Annotated in this window: 19 protein-coding genes and 1 tRNA gene; 11 read left to right on the top strand and 9 right to left on the bottom strand. The window is 58.6% G+C overall.

Annotated elements, in window-relative coordinates; all coding sequences use genetic code 11:
• Positions 1-7 precede the first annotated feature (7 nt).
• The 4 genes from QSK43_RS03715 (at position 8) to QSK43_RS03700 (ending at position 4,309) form a co-directional block, all read left to right on the top strand.
• Positions 8-517, top strand: a complete 510-nt coding sequence (locus QSK43_RS03715) for a peptidylprolyl isomerase (RefSeq protein ID WP_045022469.1) — start codon at positions 8-10, stop codon at positions 515-517.
• 243 nt (positions 518-760) lie between these two features.
• Entirely contained in the window at positions 761-1,843 is a 1,083-nt protein-coding gene (gene queA / locus QSK43_RS03710) for a tRNA preQ1(34) S-adenosylmethionine ribosyltransferase-isomerase QueA (protein ID WP_332302360.1), read from the top strand.
• Entirely contained in the window at positions 1,843-2,973 is a 1,131-nt protein-coding gene (gene tgt / locus QSK43_RS03705) for a tRNA guanosine(34) transglycosylase Tgt (protein ID WP_045022460.1), read from the top strand. The genes queA and tgt overlap by 1 nt, the downstream gene beginning before the upstream one ends.
• Before the next feature lie 178 nt (positions 2,974-3,151).
• Positions 3,152-4,309, top strand: coding sequence for an aminodeoxychorismate synthase component I (locus tag QSK43_RS03700; protein WP_332302359.1), 1,158 nt, complete (start codon positions 3,152-3,154; stop codon positions 4,307-4,309).
• Between the two features lie 125 nt (positions 4,310-4,434).
• Here QSK43_RS03700 and QSK43_RS03695 read toward each other — a convergent pair whose 3' ends face one another.
• The 5 genes from QSK43_RS03695 to QSK43_RS03675 all read right to left on the bottom strand — a co-directional run bounded on the left by QSK43_RS03695 (position 4,435) and on the right by QSK43_RS03675 (position 9,738).
• Complete coding sequence (locus QSK43_RS03695; protein WP_332302358.1) at positions 4,435-5,712, bottom strand: type III PLP-dependent enzyme; 1,278 nt, start codon at positions 5,710-5,712, stop codon at positions 4,435-4,437.
• A complete protein-coding gene (locus QSK43_RS03690) occupies positions 5,696-7,228 on the bottom strand; it encodes an AMP-binding protein (protein WP_332302357.1) in 1,533 nt (510 codons plus the stop codon). The genes QSK43_RS03695 and QSK43_RS03690 overlap by 17 nt, the downstream gene beginning before the upstream one ends.
• Positions 7,225-7,488: an acyl carrier protein gene (locus tag QSK43_RS03685; RefSeq protein WP_332302356.1), complete on the bottom strand. Its 264-nt coding sequence runs from the start codon at positions 7,486-7,488 to the stop codon at positions 7,225-7,227. The genes QSK43_RS03690 and QSK43_RS03685 overlap by 4 nt, the downstream gene beginning before the upstream one ends.
• Positions 7,489-7,573: 85 nt before the next feature.
• Entirely contained in the window at positions 7,574-8,332 is a 759-nt protein-coding gene (locus tag QSK43_RS03680) for a hypothetical protein (RefSeq protein WP_332302625.1), read from the bottom strand.
• Positions 8,333-8,610: 278 nt separating this feature from the next.
• Positions 8,611-9,738 (bottom strand): S-(hydroxymethyl)glutathione dehydrogenase/class III alcohol dehydrogenase, encoded by a 1,128-nt coding sequence (locus QSK43_RS03675; RefSeq protein ID WP_332302355.1) that lies wholly within the window; start codon positions 9,736-9,738, stop codon positions 8,611-8,613.
• Positions 9,739-10,276: 538 nt separating this feature from the next.
• On the opposite strand from QSK43_RS03675, the gene QSK43_RS03670 reads away from it, so the two are divergent.
• Genes QSK43_RS03670 through QSK43_RS03660 form a run of 3 tightly spaced genes read left to right on the top strand, consistent with a single transcriptional unit; the run spans position 10,277 to position 12,676 of the window.
• Positions 10,277-11,545 (top strand): TadE/TadG family type IV pilus assembly protein, encoded by a 1,269-nt coding sequence (locus tag QSK43_RS03670; protein ID WP_332302354.1) that lies wholly within the window; start codon positions 10,277-10,279, stop codon positions 11,543-11,545.
• Positions 11,532-12,098 carry a TadE/TadG family type IV pilus assembly protein gene (locus QSK43_RS03665; protein WP_332302353.1) on the top strand — a complete coding sequence of 189 codons (567 nt, stop codon included), beginning with the start codon at positions 11,532-11,534 and terminating at the stop codon, positions 12,096-12,098. Before QSK43_RS03670 ends, QSK43_RS03665 begins: the two co-directional genes overlap by 14 nt.
• Positions 12,095-12,676, top strand: a complete 582-nt coding sequence (locus QSK43_RS03660; protein ID WP_332302352.1) for a TadE/TadG family type IV pilus assembly protein — start codon at positions 12,095-12,097, stop codon at positions 12,674-12,676. Before QSK43_RS03665 ends, QSK43_RS03660 begins: the two co-directional genes overlap by 4 nt.
• 34 nt (positions 12,677-12,710) lie before the next feature.
• Here QSK43_RS03660 and trmFO read toward each other — a convergent pair whose 3' ends face one another.
• The 3 genes from trmFO to QSK43_RS03645 all read right to left on the bottom strand — a co-directional run bounded on the left by trmFO (position 12,711) and on the right by QSK43_RS03645 (position 15,457).
• A complete protein-coding gene (trmFO, locus tag QSK43_RS03655) occupies positions 12,711-14,147 on the bottom strand; it encodes a methylenetetrahydrofolate--tRNA-(uracil(54)-C(5))-methyltransferase (FADH(2)-oxidizing) TrmFO (protein ID WP_332302351.1) in 1,437 nt (478 codons plus the stop codon).
• Between the two features lie 542 nt (positions 14,148-14,689).
• A complete protein-coding gene (locus QSK43_RS03650) occupies positions 14,690-14,833 on the bottom strand; it encodes a DUF1127 domain-containing protein (protein WP_003515516.1) in 144 nt (47 codons plus the stop codon).
• A 477-nt stretch (positions 14,834-15,310) separates the two neighbouring features.
• A complete protein-coding gene (locus tag QSK43_RS03645) occupies positions 15,311-15,457 on the bottom strand; it encodes a DUF1127 domain-containing protein (RefSeq protein ID WP_013636249.1) in 147 nt (48 codons plus the stop codon).
• 657 nt (positions 15,458-16,114) lie between these two features.
• On the opposite strand from QSK43_RS03645, the gene QSK43_RS03640 reads away from it, so the two are divergent.
• The 4 genes from QSK43_RS03640 to QSK43_RS03625 all read left to right on the top strand — a co-directional run bounded on the left by QSK43_RS03640 (position 16,115) and on the right by QSK43_RS03625 (position 19,593).
• Positions 16,115-16,197 (top strand) — tRNA-Leu (locus tag QSK43_RS03640).
• Between the two features lie 240 nt (positions 16,198-16,437).
• A complete protein-coding gene (gene tig / locus QSK43_RS03635) occupies positions 16,438-17,916 on the top strand; it encodes a trigger factor (protein ID WP_332302350.1) in 1,479 nt (492 codons plus the stop codon).
• A 237-nt stretch (positions 17,917-18,153) separates the two neighbouring features.
• The gene (locus QSK43_RS03630; protein WP_332302349.1) at positions 18,154-18,690 is read left to right on the top strand and encodes an AAA family ATPase; all 537 of its coding nucleotides are present in this window, start codon (positions 18,154-18,156) and stop codon (positions 18,688-18,690) included.
• Between the two features lie 252 nt (positions 18,691-18,942).
• Positions 18,943-19,593 carry a hypothetical protein gene (locus tag QSK43_RS03625; protein ID WP_332302348.1) on the top strand — a complete coding sequence of 217 codons (651 nt, stop codon included), beginning with the start codon at positions 18,943-18,945 and terminating at the stop codon, positions 19,591-19,593.
• A gap of 255 nt (positions 19,594-19,848) precedes the next feature.
• Here QSK43_RS03625 and sthA read toward each other — a convergent pair whose 3' ends face one another.
• A complete protein-coding gene (sthA, locus tag QSK43_RS03620) occupies positions 19,849-21,252 on the bottom strand; it encodes a Si-specific NAD(P)(+) transhydrogenase (RefSeq protein ID WP_045022442.1) in 1,404 nt (467 codons plus the stop codon).
• Positions 21,253-21,437: the final 185 nt, after the last annotated feature.

Here is a 21,437-nt window from a genome sequence, read left to right as displayed (position 1 = left end):
AATAATCATGGCCGAGATCAAGGATCCGGAAAACACGATCATCATGGAAACGACGACCGGCAAGGTCGTCATCCAGCTGCTTCCGGAAGTTGCCCCTAGCCACGTTGCCCGCATCAAGGAACTCGTGTCGGAAGGCGCTTATGACGGCGTCGTTTTCCACCGCGTCATCGAAGACTTCATGGCCCAGACCGGCGACGTGAAGTTTGGCAAGAAGGGCTCGGAAAGCTTCAACCCGGCCCGCGCCGGCATGGGCGGCTCCGACAAGCCGGACCTCAAGGCTGAATTCTCCGCGATCTCGCATGTGCGCGGCACCTGCTCGATGGCCCGTTCGCAGAGCCCGAACTCTGCCAATTCGCAGTTCTTCATCTGCTTCACCGATTCGCCCTGGCTGAACAAGCAGTACACCGTGTGGGGCCAGGTCATCGAAGGCATGGAAGCCATCGACAAGGTCAAGCGCGGCGAGCCTGTGAAGGACCCCGATTCGATCGTTTCCATCAAGCTTGCTTCGGCAGCCTGAGGGATAATGCATCAGACCGCTCCGCAGGCGACTGCGGAGCGGTCTGAATATTGAGAAGGTGTCGAACCTCTCCGCCGTCATCCTCGGGCTTGTCCCGAGGATCTAACCACATTTGATGTTGTGGATCGTTAGATCCTCGGGACAGGCCCGAGGATGACGTCGAGTGTATGGAAGCCTTGTCATCAGCCTTCACCCGCCCCATGCCATGCAGGGCGGGTTTTGATATTTTCGAGAGCCGTTGCAATGCGTGTAGACCTGTTCGATTTCGATCTGCCCGAGGAGAATATCGCCCTTCGCCCGGCGAACCCGCGCGATAGCGCGCGCCTGCTGGTGGTCGATCCGGATGCCAACCGCATGGAAGACCATCGTGTCTTCGACCTGACCTCCTTTCTGAAGCCCGGCGATGCGCTGGTGTTCAACGACACCCGCGTTATTCCCGCCCAGCTTGAAGGAGTGCGGCTGCGCGAAGGCGCGCCGGAGACGGCGGTTTCCGCGACGCTGCACATGCGCGCCGACCAATCGCGCTGGAAGGCTTTCGCGCGGCCCGGTAAGCGCATTAAAGCGGGCGACCGCATCCGTTTCGGTTACGAGCGCGACAATGCCTGCGGCCTTGCCCATCTCGAAGCCACCGTCGAGGAAAAGGGCGATGAGGGCGAAATCACGCTGCTGTTCGACGTTTCCGGCCCGGTGCTGGACGAAGCGATCGCCTCCGTCGGCCATATTCCCCTGCCGCCCTATATCGCCGCCAAACGGCCGGAAGACGCACAGGACCAGACCGACTACCAGACCATTTACGCCCGCGAAAAAGGCGCAGTCGCCGCACCCACCGCCGGGCTGCATTTCACGCCTGATCTGTTTGAGGCGCTGGACAATGCCGGGATAGAGCGGCATTTCGTAACACTTCACGTCGGGGCAGGCACCTTCCTTCCGGTGAAGTCCGACGATACCGACGACCACAAGATGCATTTCGAGATCGGCCATGTTTCGGAAGAAACTGCGGCAAGTCTCAATGCCGTGAAAGCGCGCGGCGGGCGTATCGTCTCAGTCGGCACCACGTCGCTGCGGCTGATCGAAAGCGCCACCGACGAGAATGGCGTCATTCACCCATGGTCGGGCGCCACGGGCATCTTCATCACGCCCGGATACCACTTCAGGGCGGTCGATATTCTGATGACCAATTTCCACCTGCCGAAATCGACGCTGTTCATGCTGGTTTCGGCTTTTTGCGGTCTCGAGACGATGCGTGACGCTTATGCGCATGCCATCGAAACCGGATACCGTTTTTATTCCTATGGCGATTCCAGCCTGTTGTTCCGGAAGAACTGATGCACGAGAAATTCACCTTCACCCTGAAAGCCACGAGCGGCGGCGCGCGCCTCGGCGAGGTCGCCATGCCGCGTGGCGTCATCCGCACGCCCGCCTTCATGCCGGTTGGCACCGTCGGCACCGTCAAGGCCATGTATCTCGATCAGGTGCGTGAGCTGGGAGCCGATATCATTCTCGGCAATACCTATCACCTGATGCTGCGGCCCGGCCCGGAGCGCGTGGCAAGGCTTGGCGGCCTGCATGAGCTGATCCGCTGGCCGCACCCGATCCTCACCGACAGCGGCGGCTTCCAGGTCATGTCGCTTTCGGGCCTGCGCAAGCTGGACGAGAAGGGCGTGACCTTCAAGAGCCATGTGGACGGTTCGCTGCACCACATGTCGCCGGAACGCTCGATCGAAATTCAGGGCATGCTCGATTCGGACATCCAGATGCAGCTCGACGAATGCATCGCGCTGCCGGCCGAGCGCAAGGAAATCGAGCGCGCCATGGAAATGTCGCTGCGCTGGGCGGAACGCTGCCGTGTCGCCTTCGGCGAGCAGTCCGGCAAGGCCATGTTCGGCATCGTGCAGGGCGGCGACCAGCCGGATCTGCGCATCCGTTCGGCCGAAGGGCTGAAGCAGCTCGATCTCAAGGGTTATGCGGTCGGCGGTCTTGCCGTCGGCGAGCCGCAGGAAGTGATGCTCGGCATGCTCGACATCACGCTGCCGGTGCTGCCCACCGAAAAACCGCGTTACCTGATGGGCGTCGGCACGCCTGACGATATCCTGAAATCGGTGGCGCGCGGCATCGACATGTTCGACTGCGTGATGCCGACCCGCTCCGGCCGCCACGGACTTGCCTTCACCCGCCGGGGCCGGGTCAATATCCGCAACGCCCGCCACGCCGAGGATATGCGCCCGCTGGACGAGCAATCCAACTGCCCGGCCTCGCGCGATTATTCCCGCGCCTATCTGCATCATCTCACGCGCTCCAACGAGGCGCTGGGCGGCATGCTGCTCTCCTGGCACAATCTTGCCTATTACCAGGAGCTGATGCAGGGTATCCGCAAGTCGATCGAGGAAGGCCGTTTCGCCGATTTTTATGCGGAAACCATCGAAATGTGGGCGCGGGGCGATATAGACCCGGTTTAGTGAGAACGGTGAACGCTTCTTCCACACTCGACGTCATCCTCGGCCTTGTGCCGAGGATCTGCCGAGGTAGCTAAAGTCAACGGGCGGTAGATCCTCGAGACAAGCCCGAGAATGACGATGGAGAAGTTTCTTTCCGACGCCCTGAAGTTCCCTGATTTACCTCCTACGGATTTTTTCCTTGGCACATGCGCCTTACGTTCTTTTCCGGGATGACACGACTGGCACGGTGACAGCCTTCACCGAGCCGGAAGAGATCATCGTCGCGGATGAGCCGGAGGCGTTTTTCGCGGCGCTGAAGCGCATGGAGCAGCTGCGCCGTGCCGGGAAATATCTTGCCGGCTATATGTCCTACGAAGCGGGTTTCCTGTTCGAGCCGAAACTTGCGCCATCGGCTTCGCAACCCCGCAATGTGCCGTTTCTGCGTTTCGGCGTCTTCTCCGGTCCGCAGCCGGATGAGGGACGGTTTGCGCGTCCCCAAAACCTGCCGGATGCGGATGCGTTTCTTTCCGACCCCACGCCCGCATGGACGTTTGCGGAATATCGCCAGCGTTTCGAGCGGCTGCACGAGCATCTTCGCCGGGGCGACTGTTATCAGGGCAACCTGACCATGCCCGTTCATGCGGGTTGGAACGGTGATCCGCTCACGGCCTTCTGGTCGCTGGTCGAACGCCAGCCGGTAAAATATGGCGCGCTGATCGATCTTGGCGGCCCGGTCATCCTGTCGCGCTCACCGGAGTTGTTTTTCGCGGTCGATGGTCAGGGCTTCATCGAAACCCATCCGATGAAGGGAACGACGCCGCGTGGAGCGAATGCGGAAGAGGACCGGGCGATCATCGCGGCGATGCTTGAGGATGAAAAGACGCTGGCCGAAAACCGCATGATCGTCGATCTCTTGCGCAACGACATTTCCCGCATCACCGAGGTCGGCAGTCTCGATGTGCCGCGACTGTTCGATATCGAGACCTATCCGACCGTGCACCAGATGGTCAGCCATGTGCGGGCGAAGCTTTTGCCCGACGTGACGGTGGAGGATATTTTCGCGGCGCTGTTTCCCTGTGGCTCTGTCACCGGTGCACCGAAAATGTGGGCGATGAAAATCCTGTGCGAACTGGAACAGACGCCGCGCGACGCCTATTGCGGCGCAATCGGCTTTATGTCTCCCAGTGGTGATATGCGGTTCTCGGTGGCGATCCGCACGCTTACCCTGTTCGACGAAGGCCGCGCCGTCTTCAACGTCGGCGGCGGTATCGTGTTCGATTCCGATGCCGAGGCGGAATATGATGAGTGTCTGCTGAAATCGAAATTCGCGGTCGGGGACAGGTTGTTGCGGGGGTGACTGGCGCTGCTCTCTCCCTCATTCCTGGGACGAGTACAGGAATGAGGTTTGGAGGAAGCTCCGATGTCAGCAGTCACATGTGTGCCCGTAGGAAAACCGCGTCAGGTTTTCGCTACCTCACGTCCTCAACGTCCGATCACCTCAAACGCACCATTCTCAACCAGCACTTCCTTCGCCGCCGGATGGCTGAGAAAACCCGCTGGGCTGGCGGTTGCGCCATAGGCTCCCGATTGCAGGAAAGCGATGAGATCTCCGGCCTTCAGCTTCGGCAGGACCGCGTTGCGGGCCAGCGTGTCGAGCGGGGTGCAGAGCGGACCGACGATGGTTGCGGTCTCGTCATAGGCTGCCTGCATCATGGCCGGTGCGACGATGGGGTAATTGCGCTTGACGATCTGGCCAAGATTGCCGGATGCCGCCAGATGGTGGTGCATGCCGCCATCCGTCACCACGAAGGTGGTGCCGCGCGAGGTCTTCACCGAATTGACTTCGGCCACATAGATGCCCGCAGGCCCCGCCAGGAAGCGTCCGGGTTCGACGATGACATGGGCATCGGCAATCAGCGGATGCGCCTGCATCAGCGCCCTGAGGTCTGGAATGGCGGCGCTGACCGCCGCGAGATCGAGAGGTGTTTCCCCGGTGAAATAGGGAATACCGAGACCGCCACCGAGATCGATGGTTTCGAGCGGTTTGCCCAGCATCTCCGCCATGCGCGCCGCAAGGGAAATGGCGTGTCTCCATTGCGAGACAAGCATGTCGGCGTCGAGGATCTGCGTGCCGCCGTAAATATGAACGCCGACGAGATCGATATGCCGGGCGGCCTGGAAGAGCGGCAGGATATTTTCCAGTTCTTCCTCGTCAAAACCGAAGGCCGTGGCCTTGCCGCCCATGCGCATGGCGCCGGCTTGAGCATCCGGTACTGGATTGATGCGGATCGAGGCCTTGACCGGCTTGCCGATCTCCTCGATGCGGGCGATTTCCTCGGCGCTTTCGATATGGATTTCGCCGATGCCGCCCTCGATCACTTCCAGTAACTCGGCCCTGCGTTTGCCGGGGCCTGCGAAGATGATCTTTTCCGGCAGCACACCTGCCTTGATGGCGGCGCGATATTCGCCGACGGAAGCGATTTCCGCACCGGTGCCTTCTTGCCGGAAAAGCGAGATGATGGCGGGCAGGGGATTGGCCTTTACCGAATAATAGATGTCGGCAAAGCCGCCGAGAGCGTTTTTAAGATCGCGACAGGCGCGGCGCATGGCGCTGGCGTCATAAAGGAAACACGGCGTTCCGGTCTCGGCCACGATATCGCGCACCGCAAGGCCGCCGATGACAAGATCGTTTTCGTTGACTGCGAATTGCGCGGCGGCAAGGGCCGGGCCGTGGTTTTGGGGTTTATCCGTGGGCGCCATCGTCCGTCCGTTCGCGCACCAGCGCGCGGTAGTCCACCTTGCCATTGGCCGTGACCGGAAGGCGGTCGACCAGTTCTATGGCGCGCGGGATCATGAAGGGGGCGAGCATTTCGGCGGCTTTCTTGAGCGCTGCCGAAACATCGATATTCTCGTTGGCGGCGGTTGCCACCGCATGCACCTTTTCGCCCGCAAACGGGTCGGGCAGGCCGATGACGGCGACCTGCTGGAAAAGGCCAGTCGACATCAGGCTTTCCTCCACCTCCGTCGGGCTGATGCGATAGCCGGATGATTTGATCATCGCATCGTTGCGGGCGACGAAGCTGAAAAAGCCGTCCTCGTCCTCCACCGCCAGATCGCCGGAATAACACACCGTCTCGCCGCCGCGTGCAGCGGGGATGAAGGGGTGAGGGCGCAGGACTTTGGCAGTGTCCTCAGGCCGGTTCCAGTAGCCCAGCGAAACAGTCGGGCCGCGATGGACGAGAATGCCAGGCTCGCCCGGTTTCGCCCTCTGTCCCTCAGCGGTGACAATGAAAATTTCGCATTCCGGAATGGCCTTGCCGATGGAGGTCGGGCGGCTGTCGATTTCTTCCGGCGGCAGAAAGGTGGAGCGGAAGGCTTCTGTCAGGCCATACATCAGGAAGATTTTCGTGTCCGGCAGCTTTTCACGCAGCGCCCGGACGGTTTCCTGCGGCACGCGCCCGCCGGAATTGGTGATATAGCGCAGCTGCGGCAGCGGCGTCTTCGCGAGCAATGGGGCTGCTCGCGTCAGGATCGCCCAGACGGTCGGCACCCCGGCAAGCCCGGTGATGGCATGGTCGCGCAGATCGCGGACGATGTCATCGCCCAGCCGGAAGGTGGAGATGATCGTCGTGGCGCCCTGTTCCACCGCCGTCAGCAGCTGGTTCAGGCCGTAATCGAAACTGAAGGGCAGGATGGAGAGAATGCGGTCTTTGCCGGTGATTTCCAGATAGGTGCGCACGATGCGCGCGCCGGCCAGAAGATTGCGGTGCGACAGCATGACGCCCTTGGGCGAGCCGGTGGAGCCGGACGTATAGAGGATCGCCGCAAGGTCCTCGCCGATCGCGGCCGAGGCTTTGGCGAGTGCACTCGGGCGGCTGTCGATATCTTCCGCCAGTAGCACTTTGACGTCGGGCATGTCTTCCAGCGCCGCGTTCAGCTCATCCTTCATCGCCATATTGCTGATGATGATTTTCGTGCCGCAATCCCTGACGATATGACGGATCTGCTGCGCCTTCAGAAGCGCGTTGACCGGCACGAAGACGCAGGCCGCCATACTCACGCCGAAGATCGCCCAGCACTCCTCGATACCGCGCGGCAGGAAGATGACGACGCGGTCGCCGCGTTCCGTTCCGGCTTCCCGCAATGCCGCAGCACAACGCGACGCCGCTTCGGAAAATTCGCGATAGCTTAGTGATTTTTCTTTGTAGACAAGCGCCTCATCGCCGCTTTCCGCCCGCGTGATGAGCAGGTGGTGCAGCAGGACATGGGGTGTCATCTGCGCCGTTCCTGCGCGACGAAGGCAATCAGATCGGCTGGCGTGCCGAGATTTTCCGGGGTGAAATGTTCGTCATTGAGAATGATGCCGAAGCCTTCGCCGAGAAAGATCATCAGTTCGAGAAAGCCGAGCGAATCGATCACGCCTCCTTCGAGCAATTGCGTATCGGCCGCAAAGGGGGCGTGAGCCGGAAAACGTTGCGAGAGGTAGGAATAGATAGTCTCTGAGACATCCGCTTCCCTAAGTTTCGCTGAAACCATGCTTCTTCTCCGCTCGTTCGCGCTGTCGGGATATATTTGCCGAAGCGCATTTTCTTCTATGCAGGCAAGGTTCAACGCGGTCTTTTCAAGAGCGTCCCAATACCCTGGGTGGCAATAACACCGATTCTGAGTATGTTTCGTTAATGAACCGTGGGTTCCATGCGCCCTTTACTTGTATCGGCGCAGATTTCAGCACGGCAAATCCACCGGCGTCTCGCTCCTCGTCAGGGGCCGCCATGGTCATGGCGAACCGGCCCTTGCGAAGAAGATGGCGGGCAATGGCGGATATGTGCCTTTGTGCGAGGTGCCTGTCTTCGCAATAGATGAGGCGGGCGGAGGGTAGCCTTTTGGTCACCGTTTTTAAGAATACCAGCGGATGATGACGTCCATCCGCCTCCAGCACCGCCACCATGCAGCCGAAAAGCGCATGATCTTCCAGCATATCGCGCATTGCCGTGGGCAACGCGCCGGGCGGAACGTCGGCAAGCGGGCGGAGCCGCGCCCTTGCCGGGCCGATCGCCTTTGGTAGCAGGGGATAAAAGAGCGTATAATCCGTCACCGTCGAAAACCCCAGCCTTTCATTCAGCTTGCAGGCTTCCGGAGACGGGGTGAAGTCGGTGAAGATTTCGTCCGGCGAGGATGAGGCCATTTGCAGCATGCGCGGTGCGAACCACCGGCTGGACGGCTCGACATACCAGCTCGACAGGTTGACGACGATCCTGTCGGGGTCGGGCAGGCGGCTTCGGATCGTCAGAAGAACGCCGACGGCATCGTCGCCCTTCATCAGCAATTGCCCGATTTCGCCGAGGTTTCGCCGCTCATGATGCGTGCTGATAAGCGCCAGCCCGCGAGACCAGAAAGCCTCGCTTTTTTCCGGGAAACCCTTCGTCAAAAGCGCAACGGCGGCGACGCGGTTTCCGTTGTCGATCGGTACGGTTTTCAGAGGTCGCTCCCGCTGTCTGGCGTCGTTTTGGACGGGGAGGGATTTTTCAACTCCACCGCGCAATATTGGCATACGACGATAGATTTACCGTCCCGTTAATCGGCAGGGCTGTAGGCGGAAAAGTCGGTCAATTCGCAGGAATGGCAGACGCGAGGTGCGCGCCTGCCGGTGTTAGTCGATCAATAGACCACGACGCCGCGAATGCTCTCGCCCTTGTGCATCAGCTCGAAGCCCTTGTTGATGTCTTCGAGCGGCATGGTGTGGGTGATCATCGGATCGATCTGGATCTTGCCCTCCATGTACCAGTCGACGATCTTCGGCACGTCGGTGCGGCCGCGCGCGCCGCCGAAGGCCGTGCCCATCCAGTTGCGGCCGGTGACCAGCTGGAACGGACGCGTGGAGATTTCCTGACCGGCGCCCGCAACGCCGATGATGACCGATTTGCCCCAGCCGCGATGCGAGGATTCCAGCGCCTGACGCATGACCCTGGTATTGCCGGTGCAGTCGAACGTATAGTCCGCGCCGCCGATCAGGTCGCCATTGCGCTTCGTCATGTTGACGAGATAGGGCACGATGTCGTCGCCGACTTCCTTCGGATTGACGAAGTGGGTCATGCCGAACTTCTCGCCCCATTCCTTGCGGTCATTGTTGATGTCGACGCCGATGATCATGTCGGCGCCGGCAAGACGCAGGCCCTGCAGGACGTTGAGGCCGATGCCGCCGAGACCGAAGACGATCGCGGTTGCCCCGATCTCGACCTTGGCGGTGTTGATGACCGCGCCGATACCGGTCGTCACGCCGCAGCCGATGTAGCAGACCTTGTCGAAAGGCGCGTCGGGATTGATCTTGGCAAGGGCGATCTCCGGCAGGACGGTGAAGTTCGAGAAGGTCGAGCAGCCCATATAGTGGTGGATCTTGTCCTTGCCGATCGAGAAGCGGCTGGTGCCGTCAGGCATCACGCCCTGGCCCTGGGTGGCGCGGATGGAGGTGCAGAGATTGGTCTTGCGCGACGTGCAGGAATAACACTCGCGGCATTCCGGCGTGTAGAGCGGAATGACGTGATCGCCCTTCTTGACCGAGGTGACGCCGGGGCCGACATCAACGACGATACCGGCGCCCTCATGGCCGAGAATGGCCGGAAACAGACCTTCCGGATCGGCACCCGACAGCGTGAAATCGTCGGTGTGGCAGATGCCGGTAGCCTTGACCTCGATCAGCACTTCGCCGAAGCGAGGGCCTTCCAGCTGGACGGTCATGACCTCAAGCGGTTTTCCGGCCTGTACGGCAACTGCGGCGCGAACGTCCATTTTTGATCTCCTAGCATTTGTCTCGTGATTGGATAGGGCTTTTTGCCCGAGCTTGGCGGCAGGGGCAAGGTACAAATCCGTCTCGTTGTATTCAAAAGACGGCAATGCCCGTCATGCGGTCAAGGGATTTGCCCATAGCCACAGGCCTGTCGTCAGGGCGATGCTTCCTCCTGTTTTCATATGATTTACTTCGGTTATTATAAATTATTAATACATGAATTAAGTATATGATTTTGCATATATTTTTTTGAATAAAGGTGATCTTTAATTTACACATTTCGTGTCTATTTCGCACTATAGAATTTCGAATGAAATATAACTCGCAGTCGACGCCGGTTTGCGGCAGATTATGATAGTATTTTTCATCTGATACTTGCAAATGGTCCGATCCATTTGTCGCGCACCGCCATGATCGCGGCCCATCAGCCCTTGCTGAGTTTGTTTTTCTATGGCCCGAACACTTCGTTGGGCCGTGGTGTTTGAGTCTGTCCGTCTGTGGAGGGGCCGGGCGTTTTTCCGAGGCGGGATAACCAGTTTCATGAAGCGGCGTTTGCATATGTTGGGTATTGAGAAAAAACTGAACGGACTGAAGGCCTCCTTAGGTGCGTTGTTGAACGACCGGACGGCGACGTTCGCAATCATGACCGCGTTGCTATTGCCGGTTTTCATTCTGTTGATCGGCCTGCTTTTCGAAGGCGGCAGGGCTTTGGCCTATTACAGCCAGTCGAAGCGGGTCATGGCACTGGCCTGCGAGCGATCGACCAAGCCGACGCGCACCGATACTCCTGCTGACGAGGATCGCCGTGAAAGTGTACTTTCGACCTTTGATTCGATGATCCAGTCCACGAAACAGAAGGTCATCAATCGTGGTGTCATCATCGATTGGATACGAACGGATGTCAGCGCCGAATTCAGTTATAGTCTTGTTTTTGCGAAGATGTTTAATCTCGATGAGATCAAGTATCGTCTGAATTATACCTGCGAGGGTATCCCACCCTATCCGTATGACGGCGAAGTGCTCGTCGATAATAATTTCGAAAACAATACGCTCGGCGTGGAGCGCGTTCTCAAAAACGGGATTAAGCCGGAAACACCCAGTGGATGCTGGGGTGTCTACCCTTACACGGAGCTGCGTTGGCATGGCGGGACGGGACCAGGTATCGAATTACAGGACTGGAGCAGCCCTTGCTGCCGCAAGAACCACGACTGGGAAGGCTATCCGGATGGGTTCGGGCAGGAACCTAAGAAGGGAGAAGAAACCGCAAATGACAAAGCATGCAAAATCAATGGCAGCGGTAAGACCGCGACGACCGGTAAAACTCTTGTCGAGGAAACTGCCGGCAACTTGGCTTCATTGCCCACACGCTATGTGATCGAACTAGACAGTCACTGGGGCGCGGGAAGAAAAGATGCCAACAGCTCCATCTTTAGAACAGTGGAACTTCACCCCGGCCATTATGAAATATCTGTCTGGTACAACGGTCGCAAGAGCAACTTTCCAGATCCTGATGATCCGAAAAAAACCATCAGCGCGGAAAAGACGAATGGTATCGACATCAAATTGCAACAGCTGCGCCCGAAATTGGGTGAGGTGAAACAGATATTCGACATGAGGCAAGGGTCAGGAATGCCCGATGCCGTCGATCAGACGATCAGGTGGCGATATTACCAGAAGAAATTCACAGTCGACACCTATTCCACCTACCGGCTGACGATTGAAGCATCAGGATTGAGTGACAGTTTCGGCGGTATCATCACCGGCTTCGAGTTGAAATATATCGGAAGGTATGGTGATGAGCGTCGCTAGCATCCAGCCGGATACTCATAGAGCGCCCCAAGCTGGTTCTGATTTGCAAAAGCGAGGGCTTTATCGGCGTCTTCTCGGCGACAGACAGGCCGCGACGGCAGTTGAGGTCGCGCTGCTGTTGCCGGTTTTCCTGATGCTCATCTTCGGAATCTTGGAAATCGGGCTGCTGCTTCTCTACCATCTCTACCTTTCGACGGCGACGAGTGCAGGCATAGAATATCTCCGAAAGGCAGCGATGCAGCGCGAACAGGTGACTGCAGACGCACTTCGTCATGCAGTCGCCGACAAGTTCATTATGGCGACCGATGTTGAAACTCTGAAGATCACACTTGCCCCGATACCCGATGAGGATATTACCGCGGCACCGATTTCTTTTCCGATAGAGAACCGTTTTCAAACGCCGGATGGCTCCGCAGGGCAATATATACTGGCAGTCGGATACACTTGGGATTTCTTTATGCCAACGACACATCTTCTTGTGCCAACGACGGGAGGCGTTCGTCAGCTTCAAAATGTTTCTCTGGCGATCACAGCAGTACGGGTGACGGAATGACCGATTTAAGACGCTCATCCCGTGTCCATCGTTTGTTGTACTGCCGGTCGGGCGCCGCAGCCGTGGAGATGGCACTTCTGGCGCCGCTCCTCATCCTCATTCTGGCAGTCGTGCTCGAAGTTGGACGTGGTTGGCTCAGCTATGATCGTTTCGTGAGTGTCGTTGACAATGCTGCTCGATGGTCGGCAAGATTTCCCGAATTCGAGAAACGGGTCAGAACCGGCGTTACCACTTTCGCTGTCATGTCCGGAAACGGCATTCTTCAGACGGACAAGCTGAACCTGACGTTGAGAAGCGTAGAACTGGTGGGTAACACGCCCGTGGAGCAATTTAAGCCCCACAACTTCTTCGGTTCGGCCGAAGAGGTTAAATGGGAAAAAGCGGTAACTGACGGAAAATTTGGACCCAAAGAGGCGGTTATCGTGATTTCCGGGCGTTACAGCTACCAGCCGCTGTTTTCAATCCTGTCTGGCACCGCTATCAGCTTTGAACACGTAACCGCCGTCAACCCTTTCTTTTCCAGACACTATCCCTATCAGACTGGAAAATCCGATTTCGACAAGTGGAATGTGATGTAACCGATGGTCGCGATATGGTGGTCATCGGCGGGGATCAGGACGCCGTTGCAGCCTCGATACCCAGCCATGCCGCACAATCCTTCAACGCCCGTGCCGCGACAAGCTGGCGTTTCATGATCGTCTTGTCCTTGCCGCGAAAACGTTTCACGCCTTCCGGCTTGACGATGGAGCCCGGTTCCAGTTCCGGGAACAGGCCGAAATTGATGTTCATCGGCTGGAACGAGCGTTTACCCGGCTCATCGTTGGAGGAGAGGTGCCCGCCGGTGATGTGGTTCAGAAGCGAGCCGAGCGCGGTGGTGGCGGGCGGCAGGCTCGGGGTTTCGCCCTTGTGTTCGGCGGCGGCGAAGCGGCCGGCCAGAAGTCCGACGGATGCGCTTTCCACATAGCCCTCGCAGCCGGTGATCTGTCCGGCGAAACGCAGGTCCGGTCGCGATTTCAGCTTCAGCGACGGATCGAGCAGGATGGGGGAATCGATATAGGTGTTGCGGTGCAGGCCGCCGAGCCTTGCGAATTCCGCATTTTCGAGACCTGGTATCATGCGGAATACATCCGCCTGCGCGCCATATTTCAGCTTGGTCTGGAAACCGACCATGTTGTAGAGCGTGCCGAGCGCATTGTCCTGCCGCAGCTGGACCACGGCATAGGCCTTGACGGTGGGGTTATGGGCGTTGGTCAGACCCATCGGTTTCATCGGGCCGTGGCGCAGCGTCTGGCGGCCGCGCTCGGCCATGATCTCGATCGGCAGGCAGCCGTCGAAATAGGGCGTGCCTTCCCATTCCTTGAAACCCACCGTGTCGCCGGCGATCAGCGCGTCGATGAAGGCGTTATATTGTTCCTCGTCCATCGGGCAGTTGATGTAATCCTTGCCCGTGCCGCCGGGGCCGACCTTGTCGTAACGCGACTGGTACCAGCAGATATCCATGTTGATGCTGTCGCGATGCAGGATGGGAGCGATGGCGTCGAAAAAGGCCAGCGCATCCTCGCCCGTCTGTGCCTGAACCGCCGCCGCCAGATCCGGCGAGGTGAGCGGGCCGGTGGCGATGATGCTGCTGCCCCATTCCTTCGGCGGCAGGCCGGTGACTTCTTCGCGCAGGATCGTTACCAGCGGGTGATTTTCGAGCATGTCCGTCACGGCCTGCGAAAACCCGTCGCGATCAACGGCGAGTGCACCGCCGGCCGGCACCTGATGCCTGTCAGCGCAAGCCATGATCAGCGATCCCGCGAGCCGCATTTCGGCATGGATGACGCCCACCGCATTCGCAGTCGCATCGTCGGAGCGGAAGGAGTTGGAACAGACCAGTTCCGCCAGCGTGTCGCCCTTATGCGCATCCGTGCCGCGCACGCCGCGCATCTCATGCAGGATGACGGGAACGCCGCTCTGCGCAATCTGCCAGGCGGCTTCCGAACCGGCCAGTCCGCCGCCCACGACGTGAATGGGAGAATAGGTCTTGTCTTGCATACTGGCGTCCATGAGCCGCGCAGGATGCCAAAGGCTCCCGTCCGGCGGCTGTCTTTCGAGTGATTGTTCCGCGCGGGTCCCGAAGGACGCGTTTTTCAGGGCGATGCACTACCATGCATGGCGATGACAGCCAAATGTTTTTGCGGGTGGGTGGCCGATGGGGATAGTTGCAAGGGCGCCTGTGGACAGAGCGCTCGCCGCATATTTCTTCTCCCCGCCGGGAGAAGGTCGCGGCAGCGGGATGAGGGGGCGACGCCAGAGATATGCTGAGAGGTTGCCCCCTCATCCGACCCTTCGGGCCACCTTCTCCCCGGGCGGGGAGAAGAAACAAGTGGCAATGTCGAGCCAGATGCAATTGGCCCTAGCGTGCTTTTGGGAGGTGCATCGGTTTCGTCAAACCAAATGATCGCGAATGCCGGTATAAGCGGCAACGGAAGACCGATTCCCCGCGGATACCGCCAGAATCAAAAACGGCGCCAGAGGCGCCGCTTTCTTTTACCTGTCGCTCAATCGTCGCGCCCTGGAGGTCGGGCAGCGGGACGATCGTTTACGCCTTAGCGGAACGAACGGGAAGCTACGTTACGGATGTCGTAACGGGTCAGGCCGATGTCGCTCAGGGCCTGGTTGGAGAGGCTGCCAAGTTCGTTGATCGTGCGGCGGTAGGAGATCCAGTTCTTTGCGATGCGAATAGGGTTCATGATCGTTTCCTCAATCTTTCTTTGATTTCGTCGGCCGGCTCAGTGTTTCTGTGCTCTCGGCTGTTGAGGTTTTATATATAGACATTGAGTCATGTTGTGCAGTGCAGAATTTAGGCTACTGCCATGCGTTTGTGCACTATGTCGGCTAATTTTGCGGCTTTGGTTACCGTATGGGCAAAATATGAGCGGAAATGCCTGTCTTTCGGGCGGTTTTGCAGGGTTTTGCAGGTTTTGGCTGCGTCGAACCGGCTTTTCCTGCCCTGAACGGTGCTTAAAGGGCCTTCCGGCTCGCCTGGCGTCTCAGCGGCAACCGGCTGATCGATGCATTTTTCATCTGTTTGTCACGGGCGCATGTTGATGCGGCGGAGCGGCTTGATTTTGAGAGGTGTCCAAAACGAAAAAAAGGCCGGAGGCGGGAAGCCTCAGGCCTTTTGGGAAGGTCGTCTCACATCCGCCGCACTTAAGCGGCGGAGCGTATTAGATGCCGACGGCGGTACGTGCGACGCGGCGGATGTCCTGACGGCCAATGCCGAGGTCGCTCAGTTCGCGGTCGGTCATGCGGCCCAGTTCGGTTACGGTCTGACGATACTTGCGCCAGTTGGTCAGCGAGCGTGTAATGTTCATTGTCATTTTCCTCTTCGTGCTGTCCAGCATTCCCGGCCGTCTTGGGAGGATTAGGTCCGGGGCTGAACTCGATCTCTGTATAACCATGAATATAATCGGTTTAATCAAAACAAAAACAGACAAAGCAAGATGCCACCTATGCATGGAGCGCAATGCAAACCGGTAAATGACCTCAATTGCGGCGGTTACTGCATAATTTGTGACCAATTTGTGTGCTTTTGGTGAAGTCTCCAGCATCCGCAACTGCCAAGCCGTGCGGTCTGGCTGAATGCGAAGGGCGGGGAGGGAAAGGTAGAGTGAGGGCGCAAAAGGCCGTCCGGTTCCGGGATTCGGTCGGAGACACACCGTTCTCGCAAAACGATAGGCGGGATGTCCTATATATAATGTCATGTAGCCGCATAAATATGCGCGCTTTTACCGTCGAAACATGCAGGGCCGGGCGTGCAGGGCAGGGGCAGGACTTGCAGTTCCCCGATCCTTGTTCGCAAGGGTTTTGCGGCCGCGCCACTTCCTTTTGCGCAAGCGCGATTCGGCAAAAGCGGGCTTGCCGCCTTTCGGCGCCGGAACGGGCGGCAATAAAAGTCCTGATGAAACGAAAGGCGGCGATAAGGCGTGCTTGACCCTTCCAGAACATTGTGACATACCGCCGCCCAACGTGCGGGTATGGCGGAATTGGTAGACGCATTGGTTTTAGGTACCAACGCTTCGGCGTGGGAGTTCGAGTCTCTCTACCCGCACCACAAGTAAAGCATGGCTGTGCCACGCTTGTGCCAGAGTGCATCTTTAATGATGCGGGGAGCTTCGGGGTTCATCATCCCCATTGCGCCCTTGTCTCCGGCGCTGGCGCAATTTTGTCCGGCAGGGGCTTGTGTGAAGAAATAATGGAAGCCACGGCCGGGGAACGACGTTTCCGGCGCAGTGCTCGAAAGTAAACCAACGGCTGTCTGAGCACCGCCGCCATGATGTGAAGGTTTGAGAAAATGCAGGTTATCGAAACGCTGGCTGATGGGCTGAAGCGCGAACTCAAGGTCGTTATTCCGGCTGCCGACATGAAGGCCCGTCTGGACGAGCGCCTGGTTGACGCCAAGGACAAGGTTCGCATCAATGGTTTCCGTCCCGGCAAGGTGCCGATGGGCCATCTGAAGAAGATGTACGGCAAGTCCATCATGGCCGACCTCGTCAACGAGCTGGTTCGTGAAAAGCCTTCCGAAATCCTCTCCAGCCGCGGCGAGAAGTCTGCCACGCAGCCGGCAATCTCCATGACCGAAGACGAGCAGGAAGCTGAAAAGATCCTTTCGGCCGAAACCGACTTCGAATTCACCGTTGCCTATGAAATCATCCCGGCCATCGAACTGAAGGCCAATGACGGCATCAAGGTTATCCGCGAAGTCGTTGAAGTCTCCGAAGACGAAATCAACGAGCAGATCCTCAAGATCGCCGAAAGCGCCCGTACCTTCGAAGCCAAGAAGGGCAAGGCCGCCGATGGCGACCGCGTCACCATGAACTATCTCGGCAAGGTTGACGGCGTTGCCTTCGACGGCGGCACCGCAGAAGATGCCGAACTGGTTCTCGGTTCCGGCCGCTTCATCCCCGGCTTCGAAGACCAGCTCGTTGGCGTCAAGGCCGGCGACGAAAAGACCATCACCGTGACCTTCCCGGCCGACTACCCGGCTGCGAACCTCGCAGGCAAGGACGCTACCTTCGACGTCACCGTCAAGGAAGTCGCTGCTGCCGCTGCTGTCGAAATCAACGACGAACTGGCGACCAAGCTCGGTCTCGAATCGGCTGAAAAGCTGAAGGAAATCGTTCGCGGCCAGATCGAAAGCCAGTACGGCAACGTCACTCGCCAGAAGGTCAAGCGTCAGATCCTCGACCAGCTCGACGAAATGTACAAGTTCGACACGCCGGCTGGCCTCGTCGACGCCGAGTTCGACAACATCTGGCGCCAGATCAACACCGATCTTGCACAGTCCGGCAAGACCTTCGCTGACGAAGACACGACGGAAGAAGAAGCCCGCGAAGAATATCGCAAGCTTGCCGAACGTCGCGTTCGTCTCGGCCTCGTTCTCTCCGAAATCGGCGAAAAGGCCGGCGTTGAAGTGACCGAAGAAGAAATGCAGCGCGCGCTGTTCCAGCAGCTGCAGCAGTTCCCCGGCCAGCAGAAGGAAATCCTCGATTTCTTCCGCAACACCCCCGGCGCTTCCGCTTCGCTGCGTGCTCCGATCTTCGAAGAAAAGGTCATCGACAAGCTGCTCACGGAAATCTCGGTAACGGACAAGGCCGTTTCCAAGGAAGAGCTTCTGGCTGACGACGGCGAAGAAGAGACGGAAACCAAGAAAAAGGCTCCGGCCAAGAAGAAGGCTGCTGCCAAGGCTGACGACGCCGTTGAAGGCGACGAAGCCGCACCGAAGAAGAAGGCTCCGGCCAAGAAGAAGGCCGCCGAAGGCGACGCCGAATAATCTTGCTTGGCGAAAGCTGAATGAATGGAAGGGCCGTGGCGAAAGCTGCGGCTTTTTTTCGTTTTGCGCCGTGTGGCGTTCCGCAACAGGGATGTCCGCGTTATACCAAGGGTTTGAACCTTCCGACATCGTTGCGCCATTCTCTATCAATATCGTTCGAAGCTGCGGCTGTCAGGCCAGAAGGCATCGCCACGAAACCTGCGGCCAAGAACCCGGGGAATATCGAACGAGAGCGTCATGGGCGTCAGAAACTATTTGATCGAGGGCGTCTCCGGAACCGGCAAGACTTCGGTTGCTACAGAACTTCAGCAGCGCGGCTATCACGTCATTCATGGCGACCGTGAATTGGCTTACAAAGGTGATCCTGAAACCGGAGAGCCGATCGATCTCGCCCTGTTTCAGGGCGATGGGGATATTGCCTTCCGGCACCGGCGTCATATTTGGGATGTCGAAAAAGTTCAGGAGCTTGTGACAGATCAAAGTCACGCAATCACGTTCTTCTGCGGCGGCTCGAGGAACTTTTGGCGTTTTATAGACCACTTCGATCAGGTCTTCGTTCTGGATATCGACGTTGCGACCTTGCGACGACGGCTGATGGAGAGGCCCGAGGACGAGTTCGGTGGAAAACCGGCCGAACGTGAATTTGTCTTGCAACTCCATGCGACGAAAGAAGACCTCCCCGTCAATGCAACGGTTATTGATTCATCAAGGTCTTTGGACGTGGTGGTCGATGATATCCTGGCCCGCTGCGTTGGCCCTGCCACAGGCAAGTAACAGGGTGGCGCTTCCCGTCGTTTCGATCACAATGCAGTGCAGCATGATTTTTTGCTGCATCTGCTCTTGTTCATCTCCCGTTCATCTGGCACCCTGCGCAGCATGATTTTCCTCGGCTGCCGGGTGCGGCCGTGCAGGAAATATGGGCCGCCGTTGCGTGGCCATCATCGCTGCCAAAAACCATTGGCCTTAAGCTTTTACCGTGCTTGCCGGGTTCTCCCGGTGCGCCCTTAATTTGCCAGGGGACAAGATATGTCACCACGAACGGGCTTTGCCCTGCTGTTTTCTCTGTTCACCGCGCTCGGCACCACCGCCCATGCCGATGACGCCGGGTTGATCTGGAAGCCGGTCAAGAATTCCGATCGTTCCTACACGGCGCGCATCGGCGCGAAGCTGCCGGTCGATACGCCGATCCGGGCGGGGCTGGAAATGGGCATGAATGCCTCGAGGACAGGGCAGGTGGTGGATACGCCGGTTCGGCTGTGGGGCAACGTCACGCTGCTGGCGGAACAGTTGCCTGGCGTTTCGCTTGCCCGTGATGTCGGCGTCCTCTTCAATGCGCTGACGGGTTCGAGCAGCGTTTCGATGAGTTCGCAGCAGAAACGTATTGTCACGCCGGAACTGGATATCGAGGCGAACCGCAATTTCACGGTGCGTTATGACGGCACGGCGCAGCAATGGAACGGTCTCGACGTTTCGCAATCGCTGCGCCTTTCCCGCTCCGAGAGCGGCACCGCCTTTGTGCTGACGGGGGCGAGCCGCAACAGCTTCAACGAATTCAGCAGCGGCGTAGCGGTGGAGCAGAAGCTTGGCGATAACCTGACGGTGCGTGGAACGCTCGATCAGGGTTATGCCGATCATTTTCGGCCGGGCGTGAGCGCGCGGTATAGTATTCGCTGGTGAGGCATTCACCTGATGTATGCCAGTCGTTCCAGGTAGATGCGGAAGATGGTGTCGAGAACCTCTCTTCCGTCATGCCGGACTAGATCCGGCATCCAGCCGACACGCGTCTGCGTGGCGAAAGGTTTTTTTCAGCCCAAGGACTTGGGCTGGCTGGATACCGGCTCGAGGCCGGTATGACGGGGTTGGGTGTTATGGCGCTGGCTTTGCAGCTCGCCATCCCCAAGGTAGCTTGGGGTACCCTTGGAAATACGCCGCTCAATCCTTCTTCAACTCGCCCATGCGGTTCCAGGCATCCAGCCCGGCAATCTTGTAGGCTTCCGCAAGCGTCGGATAATTGAAGGTGTTCTCGACGAAATATTCCACCGTGCCTTTGAGGTTCAGCACCGCCTGGCCGATATGCACCAGTTCGGTGGCGCCTTCGCCGACGATGTGGACGCCGAGCAGGCGGCGGGTCTTCAGTGAGAAGATCATTTTCAACAGCCCGCTGTCGAGACCCATGATATGGCCGCGCGAGGTTTCTCGGAAATGGGCGATGCCGCATTCATAGGGAATGCTGCGTTCGATGACTTCCTCTTCCGTCAGGCCACAGGTGGAGATTTCCGGCACGGCGTAGATGCCATAGGGGAAGAACTGCGGCGGTTCGCCGGCCGGTGCGCCGACGGCATGGCGGGCGGCGATGCGGCCCTGTTCCATCGAGGTGGAGGCAAGGCTCGGGAAACCGATGATATCGCCGGCGGCGTAGATGTTCGGCACCGTCGTCTGGAAAGTCTCGGGATCGACTTTCAGCCGGCCCCGGCTGTCGGCTTCGAGCCCACAGGCCGAAAGATTGAGCGTGTCGGTCGCGCCGACGCGGCCGGCGGCGAACAGCACGGTCTCGGCTTTCAGCACGCGGCCGTTGCTGAGCGAAACGAGACACTTGCCGGTTTCGTCCCGCTCCACCTTTTCCGCCTTCTGACCGAAGATCAGCTTCATGTTGCGGTCGCGCAGCTGATAGGTGAAATCCTCGACGATTTCCTTGTCGATGAATTCCAGCATGGTCTCGCGCGGCTCCACCACCGTTACCTGCGTGTCGAGTGCGCTGAAGATCGTGGCATATTCGATGCCGATGACGCCCGCGCCGACGACGACCATGGAGCGTGGCAGTTGCTTGATTTCGAGGATCTCGTCCGAATCGAGCACCGCCTCGCCGTCGAAGGGAATATGCGGCGGCCGGTAGGGCCGCGTGCCGATGGCGAGAAGTATGGAAGCGCCGGTGACGTTCATGATCTCGCCATCGCTCTTCACAACTTTCATCGTGTTGACGTCGACGAAGCTTGCCGTGCCGCGAATGTGCTGCACACGGTTGCGGGCGAACTGGTGCTCCAGCACCTCGACCTCGTGATCGAGTGTGATCAGCAGGCGGCGGCGCAGGTCATCCGCGTCGATCTCCTGTTTGACGCGGTAGGAGCGGCCATAAAAGCCGCGCTCGCGCCAGCCGGTGAGATTGAGCGCGGTTTCGCGCAACGTCTTGGAAGGAATGGTGCCGGTGTGCACGGAAACGCCGCCGACGCGGCTGCCTTTCTCTATGACCAGAACCCTCTTTTCGAGCTTGGCGGCCTGAATGGCGGCCCGTCTTCCCGCCGGACCGCTGCCGATAACAATCAGATCGAACTGGTACATGAAAAACCCCGGTACAGAATGCATTATGAGGACCGGATGGTGCATCCGGCGTGGCGTTGCCGCGAAATGGTCGTGATGCCATTTTGACGAGGGGAAGTGATTCCCCCTTGATCTTGCCCGCAAGAGTGCAATGCAACAAACGCCTGCGTCAATCTGTAGCGTAATAATCTGACGGATTCGTAACT

The sequence above is a fragment of the Rhizobium sp. GR12 genome, from assembly GCF_036596185.1.
Classification (GTDB): Bacteria; Pseudomonadota; Alphaproteobacteria; order Rhizobiales; family Rhizobiaceae; genus Agrobacterium; species Agrobacterium nepotum.
The sequence above is the reverse complement of the archived record's forward strand: the minus strand, read 5'-3'. Positions and strand labels throughout refer to the sequence as shown.